The organism is Desulfobacterium sp. N47, from assembly GCF_051233685.1.
Taxonomy (GTDB): domain Bacteria; phylum Desulfobacterota; class Desulfobacteria; order Desulfobacterales; family RPRI01; genus RPRI01.
The window spans coordinates 27,102-43,106 of sequence record NZ_JBAMMY010000101.1; the positions used below are offsets into that span (position 1 = coordinate 27,102).

13 protein-coding genes are annotated in these 16,005 nt (G+C 38.5%); all 13 read left to right on the forward strand.

Going from position 1 to position 16,005, the window contains the following annotated elements; genetic code table 11:
* The first annotated feature begins 155 nt into the window (after positions 1-155).
* The 13 genes from VXK47_RS06410 to amrS all read left to right on the forward strand — a co-directional run bounded on the left by VXK47_RS06410 (position 156) and on the right by amrS (position 15,829).
* Positions 156-758, forward strand: a complete 603-nt coding sequence (locus tag VXK47_RS06410; protein WP_435547943.1) for a hypothetical protein — start codon at positions 156-158, stop codon at positions 756-758.
* Between the two features lie 286 nt (positions 759-1,044).
* Complete coding sequence (locus VXK47_RS06415) at positions 1,045-1,380, forward strand: hypothetical protein (protein WP_435547944.1); 336 nt, start codon at positions 1,045-1,047, stop codon at positions 1,378-1,380.
* Positions 1,381-1,453: 73 nt separating this feature from the next.
* Positions 1,454-2,803: a hypothetical protein gene (locus tag VXK47_RS06420; RefSeq protein ID WP_435547945.1), complete on the forward strand. Its 1,350-nt coding sequence runs from the start codon at positions 1,454-1,456 to the stop codon at positions 2,801-2,803.
* Positions 2,804-2,919: 116 nt separating this feature from the next.
* Positions 2,920-3,420, forward strand: coding sequence for a hypothetical protein (locus VXK47_RS06425; protein WP_435547946.1), 501 nt, complete (start codon positions 2,920-2,922; stop codon positions 3,418-3,420).
* A 97-nt stretch (positions 3,421-3,517) separates the two neighbouring features.
* Entirely contained in the window at positions 3,518-4,264 is a 747-nt protein-coding gene (locus VXK47_RS06430; RefSeq protein ID WP_435547947.1) for a hypothetical protein, read from the forward strand.
* 279 nt (positions 4,265-4,543) lie between these two features.
* The gene (locus VXK47_RS06435) at positions 4,544-5,335 is read left to right on the forward strand and encodes a head GIN domain-containing protein (protein WP_435547948.1); all 792 of its coding nucleotides are present in this window, start codon (positions 4,544-4,546) and stop codon (positions 5,333-5,335) included.
* A gap of 237 nt (positions 5,336-5,572) precedes the next feature.
* On the forward strand, positions 5,573-6,136 hold the full coding sequence (locus VXK47_RS06440; protein WP_435547949.1) for a hypothetical protein: 564 nt from the start codon (positions 5,573-5,575) through the stop codon (positions 6,134-6,136).
* Between the two features lie 207 nt (positions 6,137-6,343).
* Positions 6,344-9,010: a valine--tRNA ligase gene (locus tag VXK47_RS06445; protein ID WP_435547950.1), complete on the forward strand. Its 2,667-nt coding sequence runs from the start codon at positions 6,344-6,346 to the stop codon at positions 9,008-9,010.
* A 26-nt stretch (positions 9,011-9,036) separates the two neighbouring features.
* The gene (nadC, locus tag VXK47_RS06450) at positions 9,037-9,864 is read left to right on the forward strand and encodes a nicotinate-nucleotide diphosphorylase (protein ID WP_435547951.1); all 828 of its coding nucleotides are present in this window, start codon (positions 9,037-9,039) and stop codon (positions 9,862-9,864) included.
* Positions 9,861-10,832 carry a rhomboid family intramembrane serine protease gene (locus tag VXK47_RS06455; protein WP_435547952.1) on the forward strand — a complete coding sequence of 324 codons (972 nt, stop codon included), beginning with the start codon at positions 9,861-9,863 and terminating at the stop codon, positions 10,830-10,832. Before nadC ends, VXK47_RS06455 begins: the two co-directional genes overlap by 4 nt.
* A gap of 212 nt (positions 10,833-11,044) precedes the next feature.
* Positions 11,045-12,442: an AmmeMemoRadiSam system protein B gene (gene amrB, locus VXK47_RS06460; RefSeq protein ID WP_435547953.1), complete on the forward strand. Its 1,398-nt coding sequence runs from the start codon at positions 11,045-11,047 to the stop codon at positions 12,440-12,442.
* Complete coding sequence (locus VXK47_RS06465) at positions 12,414-14,537, forward strand: hypothetical protein (RefSeq protein WP_435547954.1); 2,124 nt, start codon at positions 12,414-12,416, stop codon at positions 14,535-14,537. Before amrB ends, VXK47_RS06465 begins: the two co-directional genes overlap by 29 nt.
* Positions 14,538-14,629: 92 nt before the next feature.
* Positions 14,630-15,829: an AmmeMemoRadiSam system radical SAM enzyme gene (gene amrS / locus VXK47_RS06470; RefSeq protein ID WP_435547955.1), complete on the forward strand. Its 1,200-nt coding sequence runs from the start codon at positions 14,630-14,632 to the stop codon at positions 15,827-15,829.
* Positions 15,830-16,005: the final 176 nt, after the last annotated feature.

Below are 16,005 nucleotides of genomic sequence, written 5' to 3' on the forward strand. Positions count from 1 at the left end.
AGGAGAAAATCGCGACAAAGAAATATTATTAGCGTAACTATTTCACAATAAAAATGAGAAATTATTCACTGACAACAAAAACTATAGAAAGTATAAATAAACTCAAAACCGATGATGTAAATTTAACAACAACAACAAACAAGGAGGAAAGTAGCATGAAAAAAGCATTATTAGTAATTGGAGTTCTTTTAATCAGTGGTTCGGTAGCTTATGCAGGTTCTGATGTTAAGGGTGCTATCATCAACAAGTCCGATGTAAAGGGTGCAGCAAACGTAGCAATGGGCCAGGGCGCAACAGCTGACATGGGTACAGTCAAGATGAAAGATTCTAGCTTAAAAGGCGCTATCATCAATAAGTCCAGTGTAAAGGGTGCAGCAAACGTAGCAATGGGCCAGGGTGCTAAAGCTCAAATGGGCACGGTTGATATGCAAAACTCATCAGTTAAAGGTGCTATCATCAATCAGTCCGATGTAAAGGGTGCAGCAAACGTAGCAATGGGCCAGGGTGCTAAAGCACAAATGGGTACGGTTGCCATGAAGAATTCAGATGTTAAGGGTGCTATCATCAACAAGTCCAGTGTAAAGGGTGCAGCTAATGTTGCTATGGGCCAGGGCGCAACAGCCAGAATGGGTACTGTAGATATGAAAGGCTCATCAGTTAAGGGCGCTATCATCAATCAGTCCGATGTTAAGGGTGCAGCTAATGTTGCTATGGGCCAGGGTTCTAAAGCCAATATGGGTTCTGTAGTGCTTGAATAGTTGTGATGTTAAGGTTTAAAGACTAATATTGGTAAGGTTGCGGTTGTTTACTGCGGCCTTACCAATAAGTACCTGTAAAAGGTACGATGACAGATAGTTAATAAATCAGTAATACAACAAGTGCTTTTCAAGCCCTCCATATTTTAATCTCAATATTAAGACAGATGTTTTAGCTTGATGCATAAAAGACCGTATACCAAACCAATCAATTGCAACAAATTATAGCTTTTTTACTATAATGTACTTATTTAAGAAATTTTTTGATTACCACTTATTAGGAGGGCATATGTTTAAGAAATATCTTATAATATTGTGTTGTATTTTCATTATCCCGGTTACTTTTGCTGGATACTGCCGGGGTGATGATTTCGATGATGGGATTTCAACAGCTACTGATGATAATGTTAGTGCAGATGATGAGTTAGGGAAAAAAGATAGTAATATCAATTTTATTGTTCTTGATGCAATGGCTGCTGCAAAAATGAAAGCAAAACAGGGTGATCAGGCAGCTTCAGGAAAAAGCAGCAGCGGTGATATAACGGGTGACAAGAATGAGAACAGTGTCGTGGTAGGTCCTGGTACCCAAACTGGAAATATATATAACATTCAGGTTATGAAATAAGATGTGGTGGCTTCTGTTTTGTTCTAACTATCTGCTGCTATTTCAAATAAATATTCTTATTAAAGAGGGGAAAATGAAATACATGTTCTGGAATAAAAAAGCCTGCAAGAAAATGCAAACTGTTTTGATAATCATGTCATTTTCCTTGCTTCTTGCTTCTTGCGCGTCAGTTGATCCGGCCAAAACTGATGTTGAACTTAAAACCGAGCCGCCTGCTGCACAGATCACCACATTTACGCAGGGTCTTGCGGACCTGGGCTTAATGACTGAAATCTATAATGTTGATGTTGTTAAAATTCAGAGTAATCCTATAGGGGATAATACCGGCACAGCAGGTTCTACTGGTGGAGAAATACCGAGAGATATAACAGAAATGATAAAGAGCTGTCTTAATTCAATCGGTGGAAGAGTTACCTTTATTCCTTATGATCCTTCATTTATTCAAAACCAGATGGTAACCGGTTATTCCAGCTTTGATGAGAAACTTATACCTGATGTGGTAATAAGCGGCGGTATTACAGAGTTTGACAGGGGGTTGGAGACAAGGGGTGATGGAACTGACGTCAGTGCCGGTGCTGAGTTCACCGGGCTGCCGGATTACCTTCCTTCAAAGGAAGTTAAGCTTAGGTATGGAGATGCCGGAAAAACTGGCTTGGCCAGTATAACTCTCGATTTTAACCTTCTAAATTTCAGAACTATGGCAGGAATACCCAGAATGAGTGCAGTTAACAGCATGAAGGTATCAAAAGCCATGAATGAAAGAGAATTAGGAATAAGCCTTTTTGGCCAGACTTTCGGAAGAAAGGGTTCTATCAAGAAGGTTCAGGGAAGGCACCATGCGGTAAGACTTCTTGTTGAGTTGAGTATGATCCAGATTGTTGGGAAATACAATGGCCTTCCATACTGGAAATTACTGGGTGATGATGCAATGCCTGATAAAGATGTAGAAAGCGCTGTAAAGAAATTTTATTACAAACTGTCTGATCAAGACAGAATGTTTAAGGTTCAGGAATGGTTGTATTTATACGGAAACAACCTTACGCTTAACGGTCAACTTGATGATGCGACTGTTTCTGCATTAAAACGGTTTGACAGCAGTTATAATCCGGCAAATAAAGTAGATGCCGATTTATTTCTAAGACTATATGCTTCAATTCCTATAAAAGAAAGTACTTTAGGCAGAAGAAACCAGCTGGATAGGATAATGGGCCAGACTCCTCAAGCAGTTGAAGCCAGCGTGCCTGCTCAGCAACCACCTATGCAACAAGCACAGGCAGCCGCACCTCAACAATCGGCTCCTGCTCCTGCTACTCCAGCTGTATCAAAGCAGCAACGAGCTGCTGCTGCCCCTGCTCCGGCTGCTGCTAGCAGTGTGAGGAAAAAGAGTGCTATCGGCAGAATACTTACAGATGAAGAGTGGTGATATATATGGGCTTATGCCGCAGGGTTGTTTCTGCCCTAATTGTTTTCTTTATAATATGCCTTTGTACCTCAGCCTTTGCCGGCAATAAAAAAATGGTAATCAATAGAACTGAGGAAATGGATGAGCAAAATAAACAAATGGTCAGACAGATTCCAAACTTGCCGAAAACGGGTAAAATTAATGCAAAAGCCAGAGTTGTTAAAGAGAGTGGTAATTTAATTTATGATATATACAATGTAAAAACATCTGTTAAGGAAGAAAATATTGATCTTAGCGGTAAGCAGCTTAAAAAAGAAGTTAAAAATGAGTTACCTTCAGAATCTGAAAAAATAAAGGAAAGCCAGAGCTTAAGCGACGATCAACAAAAAGATGAAACAAAAGTGGAGTCAAGCTCAGATACAGAGAATAGCAAAGAAAGCCTGAATATTAACAGTGAACAAAGTAGGGAAGAAACAAAGAAGGAGTCAATAGCTGCTGATACCCAGGGGAATAGTAAAGATAATACCATATTGAACGATAAGCAGCAAAATGAGTTAACAAGCGGGACAACAGTAACCAATCTTCAGAAACAGGGTAATGCCGGTTCGTTAGAATTAAACGAAAAAATATCTGAATAGCAGACATAATAAATAATATTTATTGATCAGATAAAAAAGAAACAAATAAAGATGACGAAGGCCATGAATTACTCCAAAAAAACAGGAGGTAAGCTGTATGATTTCTAGATGTTTAAAAAGTATTTTAATTTTGTTGATTTGTTTGACATTTTCAGTGCCTAACGTATTAGCCGGTAACAAAAAAATGATGGCGATCATGGCAGCAAAAAATGATGCAATGCGGGGACTGACAGAGCAGGTATATGGACTCAAAATTCGTTCATCTGAAGAAGTTAAAAATATGGCTGCGGATAGTTATGTCGGTAAAACCGATTCTAAAACATCGGCAACAATGTCCGGGATTAAAATTTCAGATGTGGTCTATGATCCAAAGCAAGACATTGCTCGAGCCACAGCAACAATGACGGCAAACCAAATTGTAAATATAGAGGGTGCAAATGTTGCTTTAAACGGTAAAGTGTTTAAACATGTTGGATTCGGAGCAAGCTCTCCTGCCAGCGCAGGCCCCTTAAGAGCTTTAAGAGCTGCACAAATTGATGCTTATAAGCAATTAGCACAGCAAATTGCAGGCTTTACTCTTGAAAGCCAGTCATCAGTGGAAAATTACATGCTTAAATCAGATCTTATTAAAACAAAAGTGCAGGCATCCCTTGCTTTTGCTGAAGTTACTGATTTTGGATGGGATCAATCAGGCGACGCCTATGTGAAGATGATTATAAAGGTAGATGATGTAGCAGCAATGCTTGGTGAACCTGTCGTGGGGGCCGGAGAAACTCTCGAGGTAGAAGGACAGGGTGCTATGGCTAATGATTTCAAAAAACCAAAATCTACTACAAAAAAATAAATAGTCCGATTGGTAAAGTTTTAAAAAAACCGGTATTCAATATTTGATAATAACAATCCAATAATGAATAGTGCACAGAATATAAACCCCTTCTTATCCCTTCTTTAAATGAAGGCGTTTGAGAAGGGGCTTTTTTTTATAAATAAATTATTGCCTGCATAATAAAATTATTCGGTAAATATATAAGTTGCTATATGTGCTGGTTGTGAATACCGTTATAAAGTATAACATAATCAGGAGTTTTACAATTGTCTTTTTTAACTTAAAAAAGGAGCATATATGAATTCAAATAGATATTTTTTATTAATATTGTTTATTGCCTCTTTTGTTATGCTGATAAGTATAAAATCAACTAACGCCGGTGGAATTTCAATAAATATAGGGGATGGAAATGCCGGGGATATATCAATTGATGGAGGAGTTGCAAGCTCCGGAAATATTTCAATCGATGGAGGTGTTGTGCGCTCGGGTAGCAGCGGCTGTGGTAATGGTATTGAGGGAAATGGAATTGAGAAGACGGAAAAAAGAAACGTACCGGCTTTTACATCCATAGAGGTAGACGGTGCTTTTAATGTTTATATTGAATGCCAAAAAAAGAGATTAATAGAGGTTAGAGGTGACAGTAATATATTGCCTAATATAATAACCAGGGTTAAGGGTAATACATTGCAAATTACTTCAAACAGATCGATGTGTCCAAAAAGACTATTGGAAGTTAAAGTTTCTGCCGATAATATAGAAAAACTATCTGTTTCGGGCTCTGTTGATCTTTCAATTTCCGGTGTAAACAATAATAGCCTTGATATTAGGGTTGATGGTGCCGGAGATATTAAAGCGTCAGGTAAAACAAAGAATTTAAAAATAGATGTATCTGGGTCAGGTGATATAAAAGCTAAAGAATTGAAAGCAGAAAATATTGATGTGTCCGTTAACGGGGCTGGTAATGCAGTTGTAAACGCTTCACGAAAACTAAAAGCAGAGATAAACGGTGCTGGAGACATAACTTATTACGGTAATCCCAGAGAAGTAATTAAAGAAGTATCCGGAGCAGGTGATATTATAAAAAGATAATAAGATATTTAAAAAGTACATGATTTTAATATACTGCTATCGATGCTATAAAAATGTAAACGGCTTGACACCTTCAGGTTGTATATGATAGATTCCAAGTTATTGTTGGGACTTAGTTAATTCCCGTATTTTAATGAAACCTGTTAGAGGTAGGGGGGCGCAATGAGCGAAAAAGAGAAATCGGAGCAAGAACCTTCCGGAAATGAATCTTTTAACGAACCGGAATTAATAAGTCTTATGGATGATATAAAAAATATCTTGGATGATGAAGATGAAATTATTGAACTTACTGAAACTGCTGAAGCAAAAGATGTTGTAAAAACCGGTGATGAAGATGAAATTATCGAACTTGCTGAAGCCGTTGAAGTTGCAGATGTTATAAAAACTGAAGAAGATGAAATTATTGAACTTACTGATGTTGAAGTCGCAGGTGAGTTAAACCCCGTTGAAAATGATCAGGATATTATTATTAAAGATCCTGACGAAGATATATGTTCTGAAGGATATGAAAAAGATGACTTTGTTGCTTCTCTGGGAATGGAAATTGACAGTGAATCAGGTTTCCCGGATGGATTAACCAAAAGCGGAGAACCGTATTCAGAAACTAAATTCCAAAAAGAGTTCTCCGGGGAGCTAACGGTATCTCCCCAACAGGTTGAAGCGGCCGTTGAGCGTGTTGTCCGGAGGTTATTAGGGGATAAGATTGATAGTATACTGATTGAGGTTATAGAAAGGGCTGTAACGCAGGAAATCGTAAGACTCAAAAAGGTTCTTCGTGTTAATGAAGAAGATTTCGACTGATCACATTTCTATTTGACGCAGTCTTACTTTTTCTGGTATTTTTCCTATATGTTATATTCCTTTCATCAGGCAGGCTTTTTTCTGCCTGACTCTTTCAGTTTGTCAGAGATAAATTGTTTTTCATAGATTTTGGGATACCCCGTAGCTTGCTGCGGGGTAGTTTGTTTTTTTAAGGTTTAATATGTGATTAGTATTGGAGTGCCATTTATGAGTTCTGATTTGCTTGAGAAAAGTTATGAGCCAAAAGAAGTAGAAAAACACTGGTATGAATATTGGGAAAAAGAGGAACTTTTTGCAGCCTGTGAACTAAGTGATAAAAAAAGTTATTCAATAGTTATTCCGCCTCCAAACGTAACGGGTGTACTGCATATGGGTCACGCCCTTAATATCACTATGCAGGATATATTATGCCGTTACAGAAGATTACGTGGCGATAACGTATTATGGATGCCCGGAACTGACCATGCCGGAATTGCAACACAAAATGTTGTCGAAAAGAAACTTGCATCCGAAAATACGGATAGACATAAACTGGGACGGGAAAAATTTATCGAAGCAGTTTGGGAATGGCGAAACCAATATGGGAGTGCAATTATTAATCAATTGAAACGCCTTGGAGCTTCCTGTGATTGGAAGCTTGAGCGTTTTACTATGGATGAAGGCCTTTCGGTTGCGGTCCGTAAAGTATTTGTTCAGCTTTATAAAGAAGATCTGATATACCGCGGGAATTATATAATAAATTGGTGTCACCGCTGCCATACCGCTCTTGCGGACCTTGAAGTGGAATATGAGGAATTAGACGGCCATCTTTATCATATACGCTATCTTTTTCCGGAAAGTTCTGACGGAATTATTGTTGCAACAACGCGCCCGGAGACTATGCTTGGAGATACCGCTGTTGCTGTTAATCCGGATGATGAGAGATATCAGGACATAAAATCATCATCAGTTATACTTCCTATTCTAAATAGACAGATACCTGTAATTACTGATTCCTATGTTGATATGTCTTTTGGAACCGGAGCGCTGAAAGTAACGCCAGCCCATGATCCCAATGATTTTGAAATAGGAAAAAGACATTCTCTTGATGAAATTAAAGTAATAGATGATGATGGAAAAATGACTTCAGATGCCGGAAAATTCGAAGGACTTGACCGGTTTGAATGCAGAAAAGCTGTCATCAAAGCTTTAAAAGAAGAGGGGCTGCTTATTAAAATCGAGCCGATAAAACATAATGTGGGTCATTGCTATAGATGCAAGACGATTATCGAGCCTAATTTATCGAAGCAATGGTTTGTAAAGGTTAAACCCCTTGCCCAAAAGGCTATAGAGGCAGTCAAAGATAAAAAAACGAGAATTGTTCCGGAAATGTGGGCAAGCACCTACTATGACTGGATGAATAATATAAGAGACTGGTGTATTTCCCGCCAGATCTGGTGGGGGCATCAGATACCTGCCTGGACTTGTGAAGAATGCCTTCATCTTGTTGTTGCAATGGAATCGCCGGCAACATGTCCCGGTTGCGGATGCAGCAGGCTTGTTCAGGAGACGGATGTTCTTGATACCTGGTTCAGTTCGGCGCTCTGGCCTTTTTCTACGATGGGCTGGCCTGAAGAAACGGATTTGCTAAAATCTTTCTATCCTACATCCGTTCTGGTTACAGGTTTTGATATCCTGTTTTTCTGGGTAGCGCGCATGATGATGATGGGAATACATTTTATGGGTGATGTTCCTTTTAAAGACGTATATGTTCATGCGCTGGTAAGAGATGAAGATGGTAAGAAGATGAGCAAATCAAAAGGAAACGTTATTGATCCATTAAACATTATAGATAAATACGGAACAGATTCTTTTCGAATGACACTTGCCGTTTTTGCCGCGCAGGGCAGAGATATAAAGATGTCGGAAAAAAGAGTGGAAGGTTACCGGCATTTTATTAATAAGTTCTGGAATGCCGCCCGTTTTGCACTCATGCATTTAACAGAAAATCATTCTGACCTGAAATTTGACAGCATATCTTTACCGGACAAATGGATACTTGCAAGGCTTAAGAATGTATCTGGTATAGTAGCAGATGCTATTGACGGCTACAGGTTTAATGATGCGGCAAGTGCTCTTTATAAATTTGTATGGCATGAGTTGTGTGACTGGTATCTCGAAGCTATAAAACCGTGCCTTTACGGAAATATGGGAGAAGAGAAAAAAGATGCGGTTCTTGGTGTTTTACAGAGGGTGTTTCACGATGTGCTGATTTTGCTTCATCCGATTACACCCTTTGTTACAGAAGAAATATGGCACAAGCTTCCAGGGACAGAAGGCTCAATTATGAAAGCAGTATTTCCGGCAGATGCTGATGATTTTGAATCTCTGTTATGCGATTTGTCATCAGAGCCTAAGATGGATATTATCATGGAAGTTATCACCGGGATAAGAAATGTAAGAGGTGAAATGAATATTGCTCCTTCAGTATCGTTAAATATAATCTTGCATTCGGATAATGAATCTTTAAGGAGCATATTTTCAGATAATGAGGATATTATTGTCAATCTTGCCGGGCTTCAATCTATTACAGTCGAAAAACCGGGCATAAGGCCCAGGAAAGCGGCAACAACGGTAATCGGTGATGCAGTAATATATATTATGCTTGAAGAAGTATTAGATTTTGCAAAAGAAAAAGAGCGCCTTGAAAAAGAGCTCGCAAAACTGAAAAATGAAACAGCTGCATTAGTTAAAAAGCTTAACAATGAAGATTTTCTTAAAAAAGCGCCTGATGATATAGTGGAAAAAGTAAAAGATAAACATGCCGTTTTGCTTGCAAAACAACAGAAACTTATTTCCAATCTTGACAAGATAAAAAGTATCGAAGCTGAATAATAATTTATTTTTTGGATCTTATATAAATGCATTCAATAAAACATCTTATCCAAATCGCACTTGAAGAAGATATCGGCTCCGGCGATATCACCACGGATTATACAGTTGATCCTGAAATAAGAGGAAAAGGTATAATTGTTGCCAAAGAAAAGCTCGTCATAGCAGGTCTTAAAGTAGCTATGGATGTTTTTGATTTTATTGATCCGGAAGTTATTTGCAAACCTTTATTTAAAGATGGTGATTTGGTCCAAAACGGCGATACGGTTATGGAGATTGAAGGAAAGCTTTGCGTTCTTTTGAAAGGCGAGCGCACAGCTTTAAATTTTATGCAGCGTTTATCCGGAATAGCAACAAACGTCCGGTCATATGTTGAACTTTTTGACAATAAAAAAATTCGTCTTGTTGATACCCGCAAGACTATACCCGGATGGAGGGTTCTGGAAAAATACGCTGTTCGGGTCGGAGGAGCATATAATCATAGAATCGGATTATATGATGGTGTTTTGATAAAAGATAATCATATTGCTGCTTGCGGGGGAATTTCAAAAGCAATAGAACGGATTCGCGATAAAGTATCACATCTTGTAAAAATTGAAGTTGAAGTCTCAGATCTGATGGGCGTAAAAGAAGCACTTGCTGCAAAAGCCGATATTATCATGCTCGACAATATGGATGTACCCCAGATCAAAGAGGCGGTTGCTCTAATCGACAAGAAAGCAGTTGTTGAAATTTCGGGCGGTGTTACAAGAGAAAATCTGGGATCCCTTATAGATACGGGGGCTGATATTGTTTCAGTTGGTGCCCTCACCCATTCAGCAAGAAGTGTGGATTTGAGTATGCGTATTATCCAATGATACCACTTCGTGATACAATAACTTCCAAAAACTACCCACTTGTAAACAACGCCATAATAGGTGTTAATATAGTTGTATTTCTAATACAATTATTGCAGGGCAGTAATCTATATAATTTTGACTATTTATATGGTCTTGTGCCGGCGCGCTACTCCATGCCGAATATTTCCTCCGGTTTTACCTTAACAGAGCAAATAATTCCATTTATATCATTTATGTTTCTTCACGGAGGTTTTCTGCATATTCTGGGCAATATGTGGACTCTTTATATATTCGGCGATAATGTTGAAGACCGAATGGGACCATTTCGCTATCTTGTATTTTACATTGCATGCGGATTTTTATCAGGATTGACTCATCTTTTTTTTAATTATTATTCCAATTTTCCCACAATTGGAGCGAGCGGAGCTATTGCCGGGGTAATGGGGGCTTATTTCATACTTTATCCTAACGCAAAGATATTAACACTGATTCCAATAATTATTATCCCGTGGATTGTTGAAATACCAGCCTTTATCTTTCTGATTTTCTGGTTTTTGCTTCAGTTTTTAAATGCTGCCGGAAGCAGTGGGCAAGCCGGAGGAATCGCATGGTGGGCCCATATCGGCGGTTTTATATTCGGGGTGATCTGGATAAAAATAGCGGCATTAATGCCGGAAACCGGTTTGACCGGTATGACCAGACATCTGACAGGAAAGAAGAAAAGCGACAGGTTGCAGGTCATAAGACCGGTCAGTACCGGAAATGATTCAAACTTTTACGGTATTCTCCGGATCACTCCGTATGAAGCTGCAATGGGGACACAAAAAATTGTAAGTATCTCACATGGCTTTAATAAGAAAATATATAAAGTTGTGGTACCGTCAGGTGTTTCAGAGGGAAGTGTACTGCGTCTGAGAGGATTTGGCCAGCAAGCCGAAGACAGCATAAAAGGTGACCTCTTCCTGAAAATGGTTATAGAGGAATAACGGGGAAAAATTGATTTCATAAACTGTATTATAATCCACCAACAATTTAATTGACAGTATAACTATGCCATTATACTTTAATATAGAATACAACATAAAACTCCTTTTTGATAACAAATATTATAGAAATGAAAATAAAGCCATTTATCATCTTTTATATAGTTTGCGTGTTTGCATTATTATTGCCACCTGTATCATACGGAGCCGATAATGTGCGGGAACCTTCGTATGCGGGCTCCTTTTACCCGTCAGCCAAGTACGAACTTGAAAAAACAATAAATGACCTTACATACCAGGCAAAGAAAACCGCATTTACTGTTCCTTCCGGTAAAACATTAAAGGCGCTTATTCTGCCTCATGCCGGTTATATCTATTCCGGACTTACGGCTTCTCATGCATCTTTAGTTTTCTCAGAAAATCAATTTTCAAAAGTAATAATAATGGGCCCGGATCATAGAGTTGGTTTTAATAATTGCGTTCTTTCGGATGCCGATGCATATGAGACGCCTCTTGGTTATGTGAGAATTCACAAAGATGCGGCAAAATTGCGAAGCGAAAAGGAGCTATTCAGATCTCTTCCTGTTTCGGATATAAACGAGCATTCCATTGAAGTTGTTCTTCCTTTTCTGCAAACGTATCTAAAAAATTTTGAAATTATTCCTGTTGTTATCGGCTCAGCTGATTATCATGCTATAGCTGAGGCTATCGATCCTTTGCTTGATAATAAGACATTGCTTGTTGCAAGTTCCGATCTTTCACATTATCTTAAATACCGGCAAGCTGTAGAAAAAGATAATGAAACAATAAATATGATAGTAAATCTTGAAAACAATAAACTTTCAAAGCTTGATAACAGCGCCTGCGGTAAAATTCCTATCCTTGCGATCATGGATCTTGCCGGAAAATACGGATGGAAACCGGTTCTTGTTCATTATTCAAACAGTGGTGAAACAGCCGGAGAACGCTCACGTGTAGTGGGATATGCAGTAATTGCTTTTTATGGAGAACCTATTATGGAAAATGAAAGTATTTCAAACGGACTGAATAAAAAACAGGGACAAACCCTGATTAAACTTGCAAGAAAAACCATTGCAGACAAGCTTGGAATAAAAAACAATCCGGAAAATGATTTAACCGCTATCAGTAAAGACAAGAACTTTAAAAGGTTAAGCGGCACATTTGTTACTCTTAAAATTCATGGTCAGCTTCGCGGCTGTATCGGAAATCTCGACAACACCGAAACAATCACAGAAGGTATCAGACGCAATGCCATAAATGCAGCATTCAATGATTATCGTTTTTCTCCGCTTACTGCAAAAGAATTTGAAAATGTAGAAATTGAAATAAGCATACTTTCCGAACCAAAACCGCTTAAGTACAAAGACAGTGATGATCTTGTTAAAAAATTACGGCCGAATGTCGATGGTGTGATTATCCGTAAAGGCTTTGCAAGCGCAACTTTTTTGCCTCAGGTATGGGAACAGCTGTCGCGTCCCGAAGATTTCCTTTCACATCTTTGCATCAAAGCCGGTCTTTCCTCTGATACATGGAAAAGCTCAAAGCTGGAAGTCCTGACGTATAATGTTCAATATTTTGAAGAGGAAAAATGAAAGCCGGATATTACTGGTAGTAATTGCGACAGGCATTTCCTCTGTCGTAACCCAGTTGTTGACTATTCGCGAATTTTTAGCTCAGTTTCAGGGTAATGAATTCGTAATCGCCCTGATATTATTTTCCTGGCTTGTTCAGGGTGGTATCGGAACTTTTCTCTCACAATTTTATATAAAAAATCATTTACCGTCAGCCAAAGTTCTTGGTTTTCTTTCCCTGATAGTTGCAGTTCTTCCTGCTTTACAGATTCTTTTAATAAGACAGCTTCGCGATGTTCTTTTTATTCATGGAAGTTCAGTAGGGTTTTATCCAACATTTGCATTTATTTTCTTATCAACAGCTCCTTATGCCCTTCTTGTAGGTTTTGTTCTTCCGTACAGTCTTTTCGTGTTAAGAGCTTCTCAACCGGATTATCCCGGTACAAACATATATATAGTTGATAATCTGGGGGATATAACCGGAGGAGCGGTTTTTTCTTTTTTTCTTGTATATTTCTTTTTACCGCTTCAATCGGTTTGTATTTCAAATCTTTTTCTTCTTGGAGCAACATTTCTTCTTTTAATAAATTCCGGCATTATGCGCATAAAGGCTATTTTTTGTGTATGCATTGCTTTTTTAATTCCTGTTTCTGCCGTTTTTCTTGAGCATAAATCGCTTCTGCCTCGTGAAGGAAATCTTGTCTACTATAAAGAGTCAAAATACGGACGAATCGCAGTTCATCAGGACAAAGAACAGTTTACTTTAATAGGCGACGGGGTTCCTCTTTTTTCCAATCAAAACACTTCAAATGCCGAAGAATCGGTTCATTACCCGCTTTCCCAGATTTTGAGTCCAAAACATATTCTCATAATATCCGCTGAAGGCGGAATAATGGAAGAAGTTGAAAAATATCATCCGGAAAGCATAGATTATATCGAACTTGATCCGGAAGTATCTGCTGCCTTATTTCGCTTTGGGTTGCTGAAAAAAATTCCGGGTTTAAACGTAATTAACCAGGACGGACGTGCGTATCTTGCACATTCGGATAAAATCTATGATGCAATAATCATTAATCTGCCTGAGCCGGAAACGTACCAAATCAACAGATTTTATACAGACGGTTTTTTTGATATAGCGAAAAAGCGTTTATCCCCAAATGGAATTTTAAGCTTTTCAATGCAAGGATATGACAGTTATCTGGCAGAACCTCAACGTCAGAAAATATCCTCGGTTTATAATACCTTATCAAATCATTTTACCAAAATTCTTCTGCTTCCGGGCGAAAAGATATATTTTTTAGCTTCCAAATTTCCTCTTGATTCTGATATTCCTGATTTGCTTGATAAAAAAAACATAAAAACCGACTATATAAGCAATTTTTACTACGGCAATCTTACAAAAGAAAGAATTGGGCATTTAAAAGAACTTATTGACCGCAGGGCTCCGGTTAATACGGATAATTATCCGCAACTTATGCGTATTATGTTTGCACAGTGGTTTTTAAAATTTTCAACATCTCCTGTGGCCTTTATTTTTATTTTATCAATTTTCAGCATAATATATATTTTATGTATGAAAAAAGAAGAGTTTGTGCTTTTTTCAACAGGATGTATGGAAATGGGAACCGAGCTTCTTGTTATATTTGCTTTTCAGATTTATTTCGGATATATTTATCTCAAAATCGGTCTTATTATAACCGTGTTTCTTGCAGGGCTCTTGCCCGGAGCCTGGGCAGGAAATAAAACAGCAAGTCAATACAACCATTTTAACAGAGCATTCCTTGCAATAACTGATGGAATTCTTATCTTATTAACAATACTTTTAATTCTGATCTTTTTAAAGGGCGGGGATAAAATTCCTTTATCCGTTTTCCTCCTATATGGTTTTATCGTATCGATGATATGCGGGTTTCAGTTTCCAACGGCTTTGAAATTGATGGGAGACAGCAATCCTTCCGTTACAAGACTGTTTTCAGCCGATCTTATAGGAGCCGCAGCCGGCACCCTTTTAATAAGTGTTGCTATTATCCCCTACTTTGGAATTGTACGGGCTGCAATTGCGCTGATCATATTGAAACTGGTCAGTCTGATTTTAATGCGCTCTTATAAAGCCTGATTAAAGCAAATAGCGTATAGCGTTATAGCATGTAAACATCTATTAACGCGATTAGCTGTCCGATTTGTGATTTGATTAGCCTTCAGGAGATTATGAACAAAATAAACAGAAGACACTTTCTATATAGTAGCGCTCTAATTCTTTCTGCTCCTGTTGTATCTCATGCACTTTGGCCTTTTGGTGAAAAGAAATCAGATGCTGCAGAATCGAAGAATATAAGGGGAGCTATATTTAAAGGGGATGCGCCGGATAAGCCGGGAAAATGGTCACACGAAGCATTATTGTATAAAAAGCTTGATAATAAAAGGGTGGTATGCGGTATTTGTCCTCACAGATGTTTGCTTTCACCGGGAGACAGGAGTGTCTGCCGCTCAAAAGCTAATATAGACGGAATATTGTACAGCCTTTCATACGGGAATCCATGTACAGTCAATGTTGACCCTGTTGAAAAAAAACCGCTCTTTCACTTTAAACCTCAAACAAAGGCTTTTTCGGTTGCTGCAGCCGGATGCAATTTTCGTTGTCTGAACTGCCAGAACTGGGAAATTTCACAGGCTAAACCAGGCGAAGTGCGCCACATCGAGCTTTTCCCCGAAGATGTTGTTAAGGCTGCTTTAAAATCCGGGTCCGAATCAATTGCATGCACATATTCCGAGCCGGTTTCTTATATTGAATACATGCTTGATATCGCACGTATCGCAAAAGAAAAAGGCCTTTCCAACCTCTGGATATCGAATGGTTATATAAACAAAAAGCCGCTTCTTGAATTATGCAGATATATTGATGGCGCTAATGTTAACCTGAAGTCTTTCAGCGATGAAATATACCAAAAATTAAACGGAGGAAGACTTGAACCTGTTTTAAACACCTTTAAGACCATGAATGAGAAAGGCATTCACTTTGAGATGACAAACCTTGTCATACCCGGTTATGTAGATAATGTTGAAATGGTTAAACGTATGTGCGGGTGGATTCTGACAAATCTTGGCCCCGATCATCCTCTTCATTTTCTGCGCTTTTTCCCACAGTACAAACTCGACAGGCTTGCACCCACTCCTGTATCCACTCTTGAAAATTTCCGTAACATTGCAATGAATGAAGGAATTCATTACGCATATGTCGGCAATGTCCCGAATCACGAAGGAATGAACACTTACTGCCACAACTGCAAAAAGCTTCTCATAAAAAGAAAAGGCTATTTTATACCCGAATACAATATTTCTGAAAACAGATGCAAATTCTGCAATACCGTTATACCCGGCGTGTGGGGAAAAAGCAAAATGACGATTTGATATTACCGGTCGGCTTCTACGAGTCCATCAGGTTTAGCGGTGGCCCGGAAAAACTGCACAGTTGCTTAAGTGGTAAAGCTGCTCTAAATTGACTTACAATTACAGAAAGGAGCAGCAGGTAAATGAAGACATTAAGAAGAAATCATGGAGCAGCATTTAAGGCAAAAGTAGCTATA

What these genes read in the sequence shown, in the direction of transcription:
- VXK47_RS06415 (WP_435547944.1), top strand. Translation starts at nt 1,045, where the DNA reads ATGTTTAAGAAATATCTTATAATATTGTGTTGTATTTTCATTATCCCG.
- VXK47_RS06445 (WP_435547950.1), top strand. Translation starts at nt 6,344, where the DNA reads ATGAGTTCTGATTTGCTTGAGAAAAGTTATGAGCCAAAAGAAGTAGAA.
- VXK47_RS06410 (WP_435547943.1), top strand. Translation starts at nt 156, where the DNA reads ATGAAAAAAGCATTATTAGTAATTGGAGTTCTTTTAATCAGTGGTTCG.
- VXK47_RS06465 (WP_435547954.1), top strand. Translation starts at nt 12,414, where the DNA reads ATGTTCAATATTTTGAAGAGGAAAAATGAAAGCCGGATATTACTGGTA.
- VXK47_RS06420 (WP_435547945.1), top strand. Translation starts at nt 1,454, where the DNA reads ATGAAATACATGTTCTGGAATAAAAAAGCCTGCAAGAAAATGCAAACT.
- VXK47_RS06435 (WP_435547948.1), top strand. Translation starts at nt 4,544, where the DNA reads ATGAATTCAAATAGATATTTTTTATTAATATTGTTTATTGCCTCTTTT.
- amrS (WP_435547955.1), top strand. Translation starts at nt 14,630, where the DNA reads ATGAACAAAATAAACAGAAGACACTTTCTATATAGTAGCGCTCTAATT.
- VXK47_RS06440 (WP_435547949.1), top strand. Translation starts at nt 5,573, where the DNA reads ATGGATGATATAAAAAATATCTTGGATGATGAAGATGAAATTATTGAA.
- nadC (WP_435547951.1), top strand. Translation starts at nt 9,037, where the DNA reads ATGCATTCAATAAAACATCTTATCCAAATCGCACTTGAAGAAGATATC.
- VXK47_RS06425 (WP_435547946.1), top strand. Translation starts at nt 2,920, where the DNA reads ATGGATGAGCAAAATAAACAAATGGTCAGACAGATTCCAAACTTGCCG.
- VXK47_RS06430 (WP_435547947.1), top strand. Translation starts at nt 3,518, where the DNA reads ATGATTTCTAGATGTTTAAAAAGTATTTTAATTTTGTTGATTTGTTTG.
- VXK47_RS06455 (WP_435547952.1), top strand. Translation starts at nt 9,861, where the DNA reads ATGATACCACTTCGTGATACAATAACTTCCAAAAACTACCCACTTGTA.